This window comes from Kitasatospora sp. NBC_01300 (assembly GCF_041435235.1).
GTDB lineage: Bacteria > Actinomycetota > Actinomycetes > Streptomycetales > Streptomycetaceae > Kitasatospora.
This window is the reverse complement of sequence record NZ_CP108408.1, coordinates 1,525,540-1,539,698: the sequence shown is the minus strand read 5'-3', so window position 1 is coordinate 1,539,698 and position 14,159 is coordinate 1,525,540. Positions and strand designations below refer to the sequence as shown.

Sequence of the window (14,159 nt, the reverse complement as noted above, 5' to 3'; positions counted from 1 at the left end):
CTCAGGCCGCCGCGGGCACTGTCAGGCGGCCGTCGTGGACTTCGGCGATCTGGTCGACGGCCGTCAGGTGGGTGCGGTCGTGGGTGACCAGGACGGTGGCGGTGGCGCGTCGGTGGGTGAGGTCGGTGATGAGGTCGAGGACGGCGGCGCCGCGTTCGTGGTCGAGGGCGCTGGTGGGTTCGTCGATCAGCAGGACGGTGGGGTCGTTCATCAGCGCGCGGGCGATGTTGACGCGCTGGCGCTGACCGCCGGAGAGCTGGTGCGGGCGGCGGGCGGCCTGGTCGCGCAGGCCGACGGCGCCCAGCAGGTCCAGGGCCCGGGGGAGGGCGGTGCGCGGGGAGCGGCCGTCCAGGTGGGCCATCACCTGGAGCTGTTCGACGGCGGTGAGCGAGGGCAGCAGGTTGGCCTGCTGGAAGACGATGCCGATCCGGGTGCGGCGCAGCGCGGTCAGTTCGGCGCGGCCGAGGCCGGTGGTGTCGGTGCCGTCCAGCACGACCCGGCCGGAGTCCGGGGTGATCAGGGTGGCGGCGACCGCCAGCAGGCTGGACTTGCCGGAGCCGGACGGGCCGACGACGGCCGTGATCGAGCCCTTGGGGACGGTCAGCGACACGTCGTCCAGCGCCGTGAGCCGGCCGTCGCCGTCCGGGTAGGTGAGGGTGATGCGGTCGAGGGTCAGGCTCATCGGGCACTCCCCAGGGCGGTCAGCGGGTCGACGGAGGTGATCCGGCGGATGGACAGGGCGGCGCCGACCGCGCCGAGCGCGATCATGACGGCGGCGGGCAGCAGCAGGGTGGGCGCGTCGAGGACGAAGGGGACGGCGGAGCGGATCAGCGCGCCGGCGCCCAGGGCGAGCGCGGTGCCGACGGCGGTGCCGAGCACCAGCAGCAGGACGGCCTGGCCGAGGGCGTCGCGCAGCAGGTAGCGGGTGGAGGCGCCGAGGGCCTTGAGCACCGCGACGTCGCCGCTGCGCTGGATCGTCCAGACGGTGAAGAAGGCGCCGATCACCAGGGCCGAGATGGCGAACAGGAAGCCGCGCATCAGCTGGAGCGAGCCGTTCTCGGAGGTGTAGGAGCCGATCGCGGCGAGGGAGTCGTCGCGGGTGAGGGTCTCGGTGCCGTGGCGGGCGTCGGCGCCGTGCAGGTCGGCGCCCTTGGCGGTGGTGAGCGCGATGACGGTCGCGTGGCCGGAGCCGCCGGGGACGGCCTGCTGCCAGTCGGTGAGGCTGGTCCAGATCACCGGGGTGTGGCTGTACGCGGCGTCGCCGTCGACGGCCGCGACCTGGAGGCGGTGGCCGGCCAGGGTGAAGTCGGCGCCGGGGGCGAGGTCGCCCAGGTTCTTGGCGGCGGTCTTCGACAGGACGGCCTGGCCGGGGGTGATCCGGGCGCCCTGCGGGGCGAGCGCGGAGCCGTCCGGGACGCCGAAGGCGGACAGCGCCGTGGTGCGGGTCCCGGCGGCGGCCTTCGTGGTGGTGATGCCCAGCGGCTGGGCGGAGGTGACGCCCGGCTCGGCCGCCCAGGCCTGCCACTGCTCGGGGGTGACCTGGGAGTCGGTGAAGGAGAGCTTCTGCCCGTCGGCGGGCTTGCCGAACACCAGGTGGTCGGCGGACAGGCCGGTGATCGCGGAGATGTTCTGCCGGCCGAGTCCGGCGGTCAGTCCGGACAGCAGACCGACCAGTACGGTGATCAGCACGATGACGGTTCCCATCAGGGCGAACCGCCCCTTGGCGAACCCCAGATCCCTCCAGGCGACGAACACGGTGGGCCTTCCTGCTGAACGAGTGATTCCGACGCTTCCACCGTCCCGGAGAAGGGGCCCCGCGGGCATCGCACCGCGGATTGCATCCTCGGCATCAAAGGGCAGAAGCGGAGTTCAACCTTTTGATTGATGCCGGGGCCCGGTTCGGAACCTAGGCTGGACTGATGGCGACCGAACGATCCCGCACCACCCCCGTCGCCCGCGTCCTCCAGGTCTGCCTGCACCTGCTCGTGGCGGGCCTGCTCGCCCTGGCCGTCGCCCGCGCCGTCGTCGGCCGGGACGGCGACCCGGCGTCCGTCGCCGCCGCGGCCACCGCGATGGCCGCGGTGTACGCCGTCGGGCCCCGGCTGGCCGCCGTCCGCCGTTCGCGCCGGGCCGCCGCGCTGTGGCTGGCGCTGCTCGGCGTCACCTGGGTGGGCGTGCTGATCGCCACCCAGGACGGGGTGTGGCTGGCGTTCCCGCTGTACTTCCTGGAACTGCACCTGCTCGGGCGGCGCGGCGGCCTCACCGCCGTCGGGCTGACCGCGGCCACCGCCATCGCCGCCTGGTCCTGGCACCAGCACACCTTCAGCCTGCCCGCCGCGATCGGGCCCGCGCTCGGCGCGGCCGTCGCCACCGCCACCGTGCTCGGCTACCAGGCGCTGTACCGGGAGAGCGAGGAGCGCCGCCGGCTGATCGACGAACTCACCGCCGCCCGCGCCGACGCCGCGGCCGCCCACCACACCGCCGGGGTGCTCGCCGAACGCGAGCGCCTCGCCCGGGAGATCCACGACACCCTCGCGCAGAGCCTCAGCTCCATCCAACTGCTGCTGCGGGCCGCCCAACGGGCCCTGCCGGAACGCACCGAGGCCGCCTCCGGGTACGTCGAGCAGGCCCGGCAGGCCGCCCAGGACAGCCTGGACGAGGCCCGGCGGTTCGTCCGCGCGCTCACCCCGCCCGCGCTCGACGGCGACCCTCTGCCGGTCGCGCTGGAACGGCTGTGCGCCACCACGGCGGCGCACAGCGGCCTGCCGGTGAAGCTGCACGTCTCCGGGGACCCGGTACGGCTGCCGGTGCCGCAGGAGGTCGCGCTGCTGCGGATCGCGCAGTCCGCGCTCGGCAACACCGTCCGGCACGCGCACGCCTCGCACGCCGAGGTGACGCTCAGCTACATGGAGGGCGAGGTGGCGCTGGACGTGTTCGACGACGGGGCCGGCTTCGACCCGGCGGCGGTCGCCGGGCGCAGCGGAGGGGACGGCGGGTTCGGGCTGCCGTCGATGCGGGCCCGGGCGCGGGCGCTCGGCGGCACCTTCACGGTGGAGTCGGCGCCCGGCGGGGGCACGGCGCTCGCGGTGCAGCTGCCGGTGACGGAGGGCGGGGCGTGAACGGGCGGAGCGAAGGTGGACGGAGCGAAGGCGGGCAGGGAGAAGGCGGGCAGGGAGAAGGCGGGCAGGGAGAAGGCGGGCGGGGAGAAGGCGGGCGGGGCGTGAACGGGCGGAACGAGGGAGGGCAGGGCGTGAACGAGCGCAGTGACGGCGGGAGCGGCGCGGTGATCCGGCTGCTGCTGGCGGACGACCACCCGGTGGTGCGGGCCGGGCTGCGGGCCGTCCTGGAGGGCGAACCGGACTTCACCATCGCCGCCGAGGCCGCGACCGCCGAACGGGCCGTCGAACTGGCCGCGGCGGGCGGGGTCGACGTGGTGCTGATGGACCTCCAGTTCGGGCTCGGCTCGGCCATGAACGGCGCCCAGGCGACCGCCGCGATCACCGCCCGGCCGGGCGCGCCCCGGGTCCTCGTCGTCACCACCTACGAAACCGACGCCGACACCCTGCCCGCGCTGGAGGCCGGCGCCACCGGCTACCTGCTCAAGGACGCCCCGCCGGAGGAACTGGCCCAGGCCGTCCGGGCCGCCGCCGCGGGCCGCTCGGCGCTGGCGCCCAGCGTCGCCGACCGGCTGCTGGAACGGATGCGGACGCCGGCGGCGGCACTCAGCGCGCGGGAGACCGAGGTGCTGGGGCTGGTCGCGGACGGGCTGACCAACCAGCAGATCAGCCAGCGGCTGCACCTGAGCCAGGCCACGGTGAAGTCCCATCTGGTGCACGTCTACACCAAGTTGGCGGTGGACTCGCGGACGGCGGCGGTACGGGCGGCGCGCGGGCGGGGGCTGATCCGCTGAGCGTAGGGTGGGCCGGGTTCGAACCGTTCCCGGAGTGGAGGACCCCGATGGCCGTGCGTCTCGATGAACTTTCCGTGCCGGTGATCGGCGCGCCGATGGCGGGCGGGGCGTCCACCCCGGAGCTGGTGGCGGCGGTGAACCGGGCCGGCGGGCTGGGGTTCCTCGCCGCCGGGTACCGGAGCGCCGCCGCGATGGCCGAACAGGTCGCGCTGGTCAGGGAGTTGACCGGTGGGCCGTTCGGCGTGAACCTGTTCGTCCCGGCCCCGCCCGGCGATCCGGCGGCCGTCGCCGCCTACCGGGAGCGGCTGCGGCCCGAGGCCGAGCGGTGGGGCGTCGCGCTGCCCGAGGAGATCGGGCCGGACCGGGACGACTGGGAGGCCAAGCTCGCCGTGCTGCTGGCGGAGCCGGTCCCGGTGGTCTCGTACACCTTCGGCCTGCCGACGCCGCAGGAGGCGGCGGCGGTCCGGGCGGCCGGGTCGTTCCAGGTCGGCACCGTCACCACGGCCGCGGAGGCGCGGGCGGCGGAGGCGGTCGGGATGGACGCGCTGTGCGTGCAGGGCCCGGAGTCCGGCGGGCACCGCGCCACCCACCGGATCGGGGACGAGCCCGGCGACGTCCCGCTGCTGGAGCTGCTGCCCGCCGTCCGGGCGGTGACGGCGCTGCCGCTGATCGCGGCCGGCGGGCTGGGCGACGGCCCGGCGGTCGCGGCGGCGCTGCGGGCCGGGGCGGCGGCGGCGCAGCTGGGGACGGCCCTGCTGCGCGCCGACGAGGCCGGCACCTCGGCCGCGCACCGGGCGGCGCTCACCGAACTCCCGGAGACGGCCGTCACCCGGGCCTTCACCGGCCGCCCGGCCCGCGGCCTGCGCAACGCCTTCATCGACCGCCACGGCCCGTACGCCCCGCCCGCCTACCCCGAGGTGCACCACCTCACCCAGCCGCTGCGCGCCGCCGCGACCCGCCGCGCCGACCTCCAGTCCATGCACCTCTGGGCCGGCACCGCCCACCGGAAGACCCGCACGGGCCCGGCGGCGGACCTGATCGCGGAGCTGTGGCGCTCCGCGCGGGGGTAGTGCGCCCGGCGCGCGCGAGGCCGTGGCGTGTCGTCCCTCGCCGGGGTGGATCAGGCCGGAAAGCGCGCGGTAACGTATAAGGGACAACTTAATTTTGCCCCATGTGGGAGATCACACTCGTTGGTCCAGTGAACGACTGGTTCCTGGACATCTGCGTCAAGGATCCGGACACCGCCAACCAGATTGCTGACGCGGTCACGCTGCTCGCCCGGAGAGGGCCGCTGCTCAGGCGCCCGATGGTCGACAGGATCCAGGGGAGCAAACTGCACAACCTCAAGGAACTCAGGCCTGGCTCGGCCGGGCAGTCCGAGATCCGGATGCTCTTCGTGTTCGACGCCGAGCGGGAGGCGATCATCCTGGTCGCCGGCGACAAGAACGGGGAGTGGTCCCGGTGGTACGACGTCAACATCCCGCTGGCAGAGGCCCGCTATGAGCAGTACGTCAACGAGAAGGACGAGGGAGTGCGCGCATGAAAGGCCGTAGTTGGACCGAGGTGTGGGCCGAGGCGCAGCGTCTCAACCCCGCGTTGGCGACGCCGGAGGCGGAGGCTGAGCGGGCGCGGATCCGGCAGGAGACGCTGGCGCGGATCCGTGGGTACGAGCTGGCTGAGCTGCGGAAGGGGGCCGGGCTGACGCAGAAGGAGGTGGCCGCGCTGATGGGGGTGAGTCAGGCGCGGGTGTCGCAGATCGAGCACGGGCAGGTGGACAGCCTGGACAACCTGCGGGCGTACGCCGCCGCGATCGGCGGGGAGGTCGAGGTGGCCGTTCGGCAGGGGGAGCGGACGATCAAGGTGGCTTGATCGTCCGCCCGGTTCGCACGGTTCAATCCAGCAGGCTCGCCATCCAGGATTCGATGGCGGGGGCGGTGCGGGGGAGGGCGTGGGACATGAGGTGGGCGCCGTCGGGGGTGATGACGAGGTCGTCCTCGATGCGGATGCCGAGGCCGCGGAGTTCGAGGGGGAGGGTTTCGTCGTCGGGCTGGAGGTAGAGGCCGGGTTCGACGGTGAGGACCATGCCGGCTTCCAGGGTGCCGTCGAGGTAGCGGTCGGCGCGGGCCCTGGCGCAGTCGTGGTAGTCGAGGCCGAGCATGTGGCCGCTGCCGCAGAGGGTGTAGCGGCGGTGGAGGCCGTTGTCCTCGGCGAGGGACTGTTCGGCGGGGATGCGCAGGACGCCCCAGTCGGCGAGGCCTTCGGCGATGACCCGCATGGCGGCGTTGTGGAAGTCGCGGAAGCGGGCGCCGGGGCGTAGCGCGGCGATGCCGGCGCTCTGGGCGGCGAGGACGAGGTCGTAGGCCTGCCGTTGGACGGGGGTGAAGGTGCCGCTGAGCGGGAGGGTGCGGGTGATGTCGGCGGCGTAGAGGGTGTCGGTTTCGACGCCGGCGTCCAGCAGGAGCAGGGAGTTCGGGTCGAGGGCGCCGTCGTTGCGGATCCAGTGCAGGACGCAGGCGTGGGCGCCGGAGGCGGCGATGGTGGTGTAGCTGGTGCCGTTGCCCTCGGCGCGGGCGCGCAGGTCGAAGACGCCCTCGATCCAGCGTTCGCCGCGGGGGTGGCGCAGGGCGGTGGGCAGGGCGCGGACGACGTCCTGGAAGCCGGTGACGGTGTGGTCGACGGCGAGTTGCAGCTGGTCGATCTCCCAGGTGTCCTTGACCAGGCGCAACTCGGCGAGGACGGCGGCGAGTTCGCCGTCCCGCGTGGTGTGGGCGCCGGGGCGTCCGGTGGCCTCGTCGACGAGGGGGTCGGCGCCGGCGAGGACGCGGGTGGGCGGCTGGGGGCCGGCGAGGAGTTTGTCGAGGTCGTCGAGGTGTTCGGTGCGCAGTCCGGTGAGCGCGGCGGCTTCGGCGAGGTCGGGGCGGCGGCCGACCCAGAACTCGCCGTAGCGGCGGTCGCGGTAGAACTCGGTGCCGTTGGCGTGCTGCCGGCCGCGGGGGGAGCGGGGGCGCAGGTACAGGACCGGCTCGTGGCCGTGGGGGCCGGCCGGTTCGAGGACGAGGACGTGGTCGGCCTGGTCCTCGCCGGTGAGGCCGGTGAGCCAGGCATAGGCGCTGTGCGGGCGGAAGCGGTAGTCGAGGTCGTTGCAGCGGACCTTCAGCCGGCCGGAGGGGACGATCAGCCGTTCGCCGGGGAAGGCGTCGGAGAGGCGTGCGTGGCGGCCGGGGAGGCGGTCGTGGCCGGGGGCGCGCTGGTCGGCGGGGAGGGGGGTGGCGGCCCAGCGGGTGCCCATGAAGGCGTCGAGGGCGGGGGAGACGGGGAGGTCGTGGCTCCCGGTGTTGAGGCCGGTCTGGCGGAGGGGCACCGGTGAACTCCTAGGTGGGGCGGTGGTGGTGTGGCCTGGACACAGCTCGGTAACGGGGGGCGTCACCTCTTGTGCAGTGCAATTTCACATTACTATGTTACGGGTCACACCGCGGGGCGGCCAGATCTCGAAGGTCGCCTCCCGGTCGGGTCCCGGATCACCTCCCGGGGCGGACCACGGGCTTCACGGCAGGCCCCCCACAGCGGAGTTGCACATGACCAGGCGCACCCACGCCGCCCTCGCGGCGGCCCTCGCGGCGACCCTCACCCTCGGCCTCGGGGCCTGCAAGAACGACAAGAGCGACAGCGGCACCGGCGCCGCGGCGGGCAGCACCAAGGGCCCGGGGGCGGAGTCCGGGTCGATCGTCGGCGGCACCCCGGTCAAGGGCGGCACCCTCACCGTCCTGTCCAACCAGGACTTCGCCCACCTCGACCCGGCCCGCAACTGGACCATGCCGAACATGGACTTCGGCATCCGGCTGCTCTACCGCACCCTGGTCACCTTCAAGGCCGAGCCGGGCGCCGCCGGCAGCGAGCTCGTCCCCGACCTCGCCACCGACCTCGGCCGCTCCTCCGACGGCGGGAAGACCTGGACCTTCACCCTCAAGGACGGCCTCAAGTACGAGGACGGGACGCCGATCAAGTCCGCCGACGTCAAGTACAACGTCGAGCGCTCCTTCGCCCCGGACCTCACCGGCGGCCCCGACTACGCCCAGCAGTACCTGGCCGGCGGCGAGAACTACAAGGGCCCGCTGAACGGCGAGCACCTGGCCAGCATCGAGACCCCGGACGAGAAGACCGTCGTCTTCCACCTGAAGCGCCCGGTCGCCGAGTTCTCCTCCACCGCGACGCTGCCGACCTTCGCCCCGGTGCCGCAGTCCCAGGACAAGGGCACCCAGTACGACCTGCGCCCGTTCTCCTCCGGCCCGTACAAGATCGAGACCTACGACCGAGGCAAGCAGCTGACGCTGGTCCGCAACACCAACTGGGACCAGTCCACCGACCCCGTCCGCAAGGCCTACCCGGACAAGATCGTCGTCGTCGAGGGGCTCAAGGCCGGCCAGATCGACGACCGGATCATCGCGAGCGAGGGCGAGGACGCCTCCACGATCGAGTGGGCGACGCTGCGCCCGGAGTCCATCTCCAAGGTGCTGCCGAAGCCGGACGTGAAGAGCCGGCTGATCGCGGAGCAGCAGGGCTGCACCGACATGCTCTACCCCAACACCTCCAAGGCGCCGTTCGACGACCCCAAGGTGCGCGAGGCCCTGATGTACGCGGTGGACCGGGACGCCCAGGTCACGGCGTTCGGCGGCCCGGCGACGGCCGACGTGGCCACCTCCTACCTGCCGCCCGCGCTGACCGGCGGCACCAAGCAGGACACCCTGAAGATCGCCCCGACCGGCGACCCGGAGAAGGCCAAGCAGCTGCTCAAGGAAGCCGGCAAGACCGACCTCAAGGTCTCGCTGACCGTCTCCTCCGGTGACAAGACCCGGGCCGAGGCCCTCCAGCAGTCGCTGGCCAAGGTCGGCATCCAGGTCACCATCACCACCGCCGACCCGTCGGTCTACTACGACACCATCGGCGACACCAAGAACGCGCCCGACCTGGCCATCCTCGGCTGGTGCCCGGACTACCCGTCGGGTGCCACCTTCCTGCCCCAGGTCTTCGACGGCCGCACCATCAAGGAGAAGGGCAACCAGGGCAACGTCGAGCAGTTCCGCGACCAGGCCACCTCGGACCGGATCGACCAGATCAACGCGATGAGCGACATCACCGAGGCCAACAAGGCCTGGATGCAGCTCAGCGACGACCTGCTGAAGAAGGCGCCCACCGTGCCGCTGCTCTGGCTGCGCCGCCCGCTGCTGGCCGGCACCAACGTGGCCGGCGCCTTCGGCCACCCGGTCTGGACCGGCCAGTGGGACTTCGCCACCATCGGCCTCAAGGACCCCTCGAAGAGCAAGGGCTGAGGGGCCGTCCACGATGAGCACACGCACTGAGCCCGCCGCGCCGGTCGCGGCGGCGGGCCCCGCGAAGGCCGCCGGCCGCGGGCCGTGGCGGCTGGTCTGGGACCAGCTGTGGGCCAGGGGCTCGGCCCGCTTCGGCCTGGTCACCGTCGCCCTCCTGGTCCTGCTGACCGCCCTGGCCGGACCGCTGAGCGCGCTCGGCGGCTGGACCCCCGACGAGTTCGACAAACGCGCGATCGACCCCTACCTCGGCGGCCTGCCGATCGGCGACTTCGGCGGGATCGGCACCCGGCACTGGCTGGGCGTCGAACCCGCGACCGGGCGCGACCTGTTCGCCCGGGTCCTGCACGGCGGCCAGACCTCGCTGCTGATCGCGTTCACCGCCACCGTGCTGGTCGTGGTCGCCGGCACCCTGACCGGCATCGCCGCCGGCTACTTCGGCGGCCGCACCGATGCCGTGCTCTCCCGGCTGATGGACCTCACCATGTCCTTCCCGTCCCTGATCTTCATGATCTCGATGATGTCGGTGGCCAAGGACGTCAACCGGATCCTGCTGATGACCCTGGTGATCGGCCTGTTCGGCTGGCCCGGCATCGCCCGGGTGGTCCGCGGCCAGACCCTCTCGCTCAAGCACCGCGAGTACGTCGACGCGGCCAAGGTCGGCGGCGCCCGCTCCTGGCGGATCCTCACCCGGGAGATCCTGCCGAACGTCTCCGGCCCGATCATCGCCTACACCACGCTGCTCGTCCCCGGCATGATCGCCACCGAGGCCGCGCTCAGCTACCTCGGCGTGGGCGTGCGCCCGCCGACCCCGTCCTGGGGCCAGATGATCGCCGAGAGCATCGTCCACTACGAGACCGACCCGACGTACTTCCTGATCCCGACGGTCTTCCTGTTCCTCGCCGTGCTCGCCTTCACCCTGCTCGGCGACGCGCTGCGCGACATCCTCGACCCCCGGGGAGGCCGGTCGTGACCCTCTCCCCCGACCTCCGAGGAGGCCGGCCGTGATCCTCTACCTCGGACGCCGACTGCTCGCCGCGGCCGGCATCCTGCTGGCCGTCTGCGCGATCACCTTCACCATCTTCTACCTGCTGCCCTCCGACCCGGCGGTGGCCGCCTGCGGCAAGACCTGCAGCCCCGAACGGGTCGCCGAGGTCAAGACGGCGATGGGCCTGGACAAGCCGGTCTGGGAGCAGTTCGCCACCTACCTCACCGGCATCTTCGCCGGGCGCGACTACGGCAGCGGCGCCAGCGCCACCCACTGCGGCTTCCCCTGCCTCGGCTACTCCTACGAGTACTCGCTGCCGGTCTGGGACCTGCTCACCGACCGCCTGCCGGTCTCCGTCTCGCTCGCCATCGGTGCGGCCGTGCTCTGGCTGGTCCTCGGCCTGGGCGCCGGCGTCACCTCGGCGCTGCGCAAGGGCGGGCTCACCGACCGGACGCTGATGGTGGCGTCGGTCGGCGCCGCGTCGCTGCCGGTCTACTTCACCTCGATCATGCTGATCTGGGGCGTCGTCCGGACAGCCGGCCTGCTGCCGTACCCGGCGTACCACGCGTTCACCGACGATCCGTTCGCCTGGGCCTCCAACCTGCTGCTGCCGTGGATCGCCCTGGCCCTGCTGTACGCGGCCATGTACGCCCGGCAGAGCCGCAACTCGATGATCGAGGCGATGGCCGAGCCGTACATCCGCACCGCCCGGGCCAAGGGCCTGCCGCCCGCCACCGTCGCCGTCAAGCACGGGCTGCGCTCCGGGATGACGCCGATCCTCACCATCTTCGGCATGGACCTCGGCGGCCTGCTGGCCGGCGCCGTCATCACCGAGTCCATCTTCGGCCTGCCCGGCGTCGGGCGGCTGTTCTACGACGCGCTGGTCCGCTCCGACCAGCCCGTCATCCTCGGCGTCACCCTGCTCGCGGCCTCCTTCATCGTCGCCGCGAACCTGCTGGTCGACCTGCTCTACGCGTACGTCGACCCGAGAGTGAGGTACTGATGACTCTGTTGGAGGTCGACGACCTCAGGGTCTCCTTCGACACGCCCCGGGGCGTCGTCCGGGCGGTGGACGGCATCTCCTTCGCCGTCGAGGCCGGGCGGACCCTCGGCCTGGTCGGCGAGTCCGGCAGCGGCAAGTCCGTCACCTCGCTCGCCGTCATGGGCCTGCACCGCGGCGCCGCCGTCACCGGCTCGATCCGGCTCGACGGGATGGAGCTCAACGGGCTCGGCGAACGGGAGTTGGGCACCGTCCGGGGCCGCCGGATCGCGATGATCTTCCAGGACCCGCTGTCCAGCCTGCACCCCTTCTACACCGTCGGCGAGCAGATCGCCGAGCACTACCGGGTGCACTTCAAGGCCAACCGCAAGGCGGGCCGCGCGCGGGCGGTCGAGATGCTGGCCGAGGTCGGCATCCCGGAGCCGGCCCGGCGGGTCGACGAGTACCCGCACCAGTTCTCCGGCGGCATGCGCCAGCGCGTCATGATCGCCATGGCCCTCGCCTGCGAGCCCGAACTGCTGATCGCCGACGAGCCCACCACGGCCCTCGACGTCACCGTCCAGGCGCAGATCCTCGACCTGATCGCCCGCATCCAGCAGGAGCGCGGCCTCGGCGTCGTCATGATCACCCACGACCTCGGCGTGGTCGCCCGGGTCGCCCACGAGGTGCTGGTCATGTACGGCGGCCGGGCCGCCGAACAGGCCTCGGTGGACCGGCTGTTCGCCGCCCCCGGGCACCCGTACACCCGCGGCCTGCTGGACTCGCTGCCGCGCCTGGACGACACCGACGACGCCCCGCTGCGGGCCATCCCCGGCAGCCCGCCGTCGCTGATCGCCCCCGCCCCCGGCTGCTCCTTCGCCCCGCGCTGCGCCCGCACCGACGCCGCCACCGCCGAGGAACACGCCCGCTGCCTGGCCGAACGACCCGAGCTCGGCCCGCTCGCCCCCGGCCACCAGGCCGCCTGCCACCTGCCGCTGGTGCCGGAAGGAGCCCGGCCATGACCGAAACCCTGTTGTCCGTGAGGGACTTGGTGAAGACCTTCCCCGGCCGGCGCGGGCGCACCGGCCGCGCCGGCGCCCTGGTCCGGGCGGTCGACGGCGTCAGCTTCGACGTCGGCAAGGGCGAGACGCTCGGCCTGGTCGGCGAGTCCGGCTGCGGCAAGTCCACCACCGGGCGGATGATCGTCCGGCTGCTCGACCCGACCTCGGGCACCGTCACCTTCGACGGCACCGAGATCGGCGGGCTCTCCCAGGCCCGGCTGCGACCGCACCGGCGGCACCTGCAGATGGTCTTCCAGGACCCGTACTCCTCGCTCAACCCCCGGCAGACGGTGGCCCGGATCATCTCCGAGCCGCTGATGCTCCAGGGGGCGGGCGCGGCCGACGCGCGCAAGCGGGCCGGCGAGCTGATGGAGCTGGTCGGGCTGATCCCCGAGCAGATCGACCGCTACCCGCACGAGTTCTCCGGCGGCCAGGCGCAGCGCATCGGCATCGCCCGCTCGCTCGCCACCTCGCCGAAGCTGGTCATCGCCGACGAGCCGGTCTCCGCGCTCGACGTCTCCATCCAGGCCCAGGTGGTCAACCTGATGGAGCGGCTCCAGCAGGAGCTCGGCCTGGCGTACGTGTTCATCGCGCACGACCTCTCGGTGGTCAAGCGGGTCTGCGACCGGGTGGCGGTGATGTACCTCGGGCGGATCGTCGAGATCGGCGACAAGGCCGAGGTGTACGGCAGCCCGGCGCACCCGTACACCAGGGCGCTGCTGTCCGCCGTCCCGCTGCCCGACCCGGCGGCGGAGCGCGCGCGGGAGCGGATCGTGCTGCTCGGCGACCCGCCGAGCCCGGCGAACCCGCCGTCCGGCTGCACCTTCCACCCGCGCTGCCCCAAGGCGCAGGAGATCTGCCGCACGGACCGCCCGCTGCTGCAGATCGCCGGGCCGGGCAGCCGGGAGGCGGCCTGCCACTTCCCGGAGGCCTGATTCCCGGAGGTCTTCGGGGAGCGACCGAGCCCGGCTGAGGCCGGGCACACAGAGCCGCCGTACCGCCCAGTTGCCCCCACGCCGGGCGGTACGGCACCCAACGGGCGAGGGACGCGATCCCTCGCCGCAGACGCCCGGTCGGGCGCGGCGGGGAACCTCACGAGGGCCGCGTCCGACCGGGTTCCGCCGTGTTCACGGTCGGGCCGTTCTCGCGGTCGGGCTGTTCTCATGGCCCGGCCGCTTTCGTGGCCCGGCCGTTCTCACGGTCCGGACGACCCGCTCGCCTCGCCCGCCGTGCCCGCCGTGCCCGGCAGCAGCCGGCGCGGGCCGGGCCCTTCGGCGGCCAGTTCGTCCCCGGGGTTGAGCACCCGGCAGCGGCGCAGCGACACGCAGCCGCAGCCGATGCAGCCGGTCAGCTCCTCCTCCAGTCGCTCCAACTCGGCACGCCGGGCGCGCAGTTGTTCGGCCCAGCGCCGTGAGATGCGGTCCCAGTCGTGCTTGCCCGGCATCCGGTCCTCGGGGAGCCCGGTGAACACCTCGGCCACCTCGGAGAGCGGGATGCCGAGCCGTTTGGCGACCAGGATGAGTGAGATCCGGCGCAGCACGTGCCGCCGGTAGCGGCGCTGGTTGCCCGGCGACCGCTCGGAGGAGATCAGCCCCTGGTCCTCGTAGAAGCGCACCGCCGAGGTGGCGATCCCGGCCCGCCGGGCCACCTCGCCGACGCTCAGCAGGTCGACCGGTGCGGTGTCCATGCCTGCTCCTCGACTCCTCGGCTTCTTGACTTCTTGACTTCAAGTCCTGTTGAAGATCCAGCGTACCGGACGTGGCCGTACCGGTCGCTGCGCAGAGCGTTACTGCCCTTTCTGAGCAGGACAGTTACCCTCTGGAGCCGGTGCCGAAAGGCCTCGCCGGAGGTCGGCGTGAACCGCTCGCCGGGTGGGCTGGGACCCATGAGCCGGCCC

General features: G+C 73.1%; 14 protein-coding genes. 10 read left to right on the top strand and 4 right to left on the bottom strand.

Translation table 11 applies throughout. From position 1 onward, the window contains the following. Nucleotide 1: 1 nt before the first annotated feature. Nucleotides 2-682 (bottom strand): ABC transporter ATP-binding protein, encoded by a 681-nt coding sequence (locus OG556_RS06705; RefSeq protein WP_371516295.1) that lies wholly within the window; start codon nt 680-682, stop codon nt 2-4. Beyond that, complete coding sequence (locus tag OG556_RS06700; RefSeq protein WP_371516294.1) at nt 679-1,755, bottom strand: ABC transporter permease; 1,077 nt, start codon at nt 1,753-1,755, stop codon at nt 679-681. Before OG556_RS06700 ends, OG556_RS06705 begins: the two co-directional genes overlap by 4 nt. A gap of 164 nt (nt 1,756-1,919) precedes the next feature. On the opposite strand from OG556_RS06700, the gene OG556_RS06695 reads away from it, so the two are divergent. From OG556_RS06695 to OG556_RS06675, 5 genes are all read left to right on the top strand, one after another. Further along, nucleotides 1,920-3,119, top strand: a complete 1,200-nt coding sequence (locus OG556_RS06695) for a sensor histidine kinase (protein WP_371516292.1) — start codon at nt 1,920-1,922, stop codon at nt 3,117-3,119. A gap of 131 nt (nt 3,120-3,250) precedes the next feature. Next, nucleotides 3,251-3,910: a response regulator transcription factor gene (locus OG556_RS06690; RefSeq protein WP_371516291.1), complete on the top strand. Its 660-nt coding sequence runs from the start codon at nt 3,251-3,253 to the stop codon at nt 3,908-3,910. 47 nt (nt 3,911-3,957) lie between these two features. Next, nucleotides 3,958-4,980 (top strand): nitronate monooxygenase, encoded by a 1,023-nt coding sequence (locus OG556_RS06685; RefSeq protein ID WP_371516290.1) that lies wholly within the window; start codon nt 3,958-3,960, stop codon nt 4,978-4,980. A 128-nt stretch (nt 4,981-5,108) separates the two neighbouring features. Continuing rightward, nucleotides 5,109-5,453 carry a type II toxin-antitoxin system RelE/ParE family toxin gene (locus OG556_RS06680; protein WP_371516289.1) on the top strand — a complete coding sequence of 115 codons (345 nt, stop codon included), beginning with the start codon at nt 5,109-5,111 and terminating at the stop codon, nt 5,451-5,453. Next, nucleotides 5,450-5,779 (top strand): XRE family transcriptional regulator, encoded by a 330-nt coding sequence (locus tag OG556_RS06675; RefSeq protein WP_371516288.1) that lies wholly within the window; start codon nt 5,450-5,452, stop codon nt 5,777-5,779. Before OG556_RS06680 ends, OG556_RS06675 begins: the two co-directional genes overlap by 4 nt. Nucleotides 5,780-5,801: 22 nt before the next feature. On the opposite strand, the gene OG556_RS06670 is transcribed toward OG556_RS06675, so the two are convergent. Continuing rightward, nucleotides 5,802-7,271, bottom strand: a complete 1,470-nt coding sequence (locus tag OG556_RS06670; protein ID WP_371516287.1) for an aminopeptidase P family protein — start codon at nt 7,269-7,271, stop codon at nt 5,802-5,804. 214 nt (nt 7,272-7,485) lie between these two features. Here OG556_RS06670 and OG556_RS06665 point away from each other — a divergent pair, with 214 nt between their 5' ends. The 5 genes from OG556_RS06665 to OG556_RS06645 are packed head-to-tail and all read left to right on the top strand — an operon-like array spanning nt 7,486 to nt 13,197. Further along, nucleotides 7,486-9,237, top strand: coding sequence for an ABC transporter substrate-binding protein (locus OG556_RS06665; RefSeq protein ID WP_371516286.1), 1,752 nt, complete (start codon nt 7,486-7,488; stop codon nt 9,235-9,237). Between the two features lie 13 nt (nt 9,238-9,250). Then, nucleotides 9,251-10,207, top strand: coding sequence for an ABC transporter permease (locus OG556_RS06660; RefSeq protein WP_371516285.1), 957 nt, complete (start codon nt 9,251-9,253; stop codon nt 10,205-10,207). 31 nt (nt 10,208-10,238) lie between these two features. Continuing rightward, nucleotides 10,239-11,225, top strand: coding sequence for an ABC transporter permease (locus tag OG556_RS06655; RefSeq protein ID WP_371516284.1), 987 nt, complete (start codon nt 10,239-10,241; stop codon nt 11,223-11,225). Beyond that, nucleotides 11,225-12,223, top strand: coding sequence for an ABC transporter ATP-binding protein (locus OG556_RS06650; RefSeq protein ID WP_371516283.1), 999 nt, complete (start codon nt 11,225-11,227; stop codon nt 12,221-12,223). Before OG556_RS06655 ends, OG556_RS06650 begins: the two co-directional genes overlap by 1 nt. Further along, complete coding sequence (locus OG556_RS06645) at nt 12,220-13,197, top strand: ABC transporter ATP-binding protein (RefSeq protein WP_371516282.1); 978 nt, start codon at nt 12,220-12,222, stop codon at nt 13,195-13,197. Before OG556_RS06650 ends, OG556_RS06645 begins: the two co-directional genes overlap by 4 nt. Before the next feature lie 260 nt (nt 13,198-13,457). Here OG556_RS06645 and soxR read toward each other — a convergent pair whose 3' ends face one another. Further along, nucleotides 13,458-13,949: a redox-sensitive transcriptional activator SoxR gene (gene soxR / locus OG556_RS06640; protein WP_371516281.1), complete on the bottom strand. Its 492-nt coding sequence runs from the start codon at nt 13,947-13,949 to the stop codon at nt 13,458-13,460. Nucleotides 13,950-14,159: the final 210 nt, after the last annotated feature.

What these genes read in the sequence shown, in the direction of transcription:
- OG556_RS06705 (WP_371516295.1), bottom strand. Translation starts at nt 682, where the DNA reads ATGAGCCTGACCCTCGACCGCATCACCCTCACCTACCCGGACGGCGAC.
- OG556_RS06695 (WP_371516292.1), top strand. Translation starts at nt 1,920, where the DNA reads ATGGCGACCGAACGATCCCGCACCACCCCCGTCGCCCGCGTCCTCCAG.
- OG556_RS06685 (WP_371516290.1), top strand. Translation starts at nt 3,958, where the DNA reads ATGGCCGTGCGTCTCGATGAACTTTCCGTGCCGGTGATCGGCGCGCCG.
- OG556_RS06675 (WP_371516288.1), top strand. Translation starts at nt 5,450, where the DNA reads ATGAAAGGCCGTAGTTGGACCGAGGTGTGGGCCGAGGCGCAGCGTCTC.
- OG556_RS06665 (WP_371516286.1), top strand. Translation starts at nt 7,486, where the DNA reads ATGACCAGGCGCACCCACGCCGCCCTCGCGGCGGCCCTCGCGGCGACC.
- OG556_RS06660 (WP_371516285.1), top strand. Translation starts at nt 9,251, where the DNA reads ATGAGCACACGCACTGAGCCCGCCGCGCCGGTCGCGGCGGCGGGCCCC.
- OG556_RS06650 (WP_371516283.1), top strand. Translation starts at nt 11,225, where the DNA reads ATGACTCTGTTGGAGGTCGACGACCTCAGGGTCTCCTTCGACACGCCC.
- OG556_RS06645 (WP_371516282.1), top strand. Translation starts at nt 12,220, where the DNA reads ATGACCGAAACCCTGTTGTCCGTGAGGGACTTGGTGAAGACCTTCCCC.
- soxR (WP_371516281.1), bottom strand. Translation starts at nt 13,949, where the DNA reads ATGGACACCGCACCGGTCGACCTGCTGAGCGTCGGCGAGGTGGCCCGG.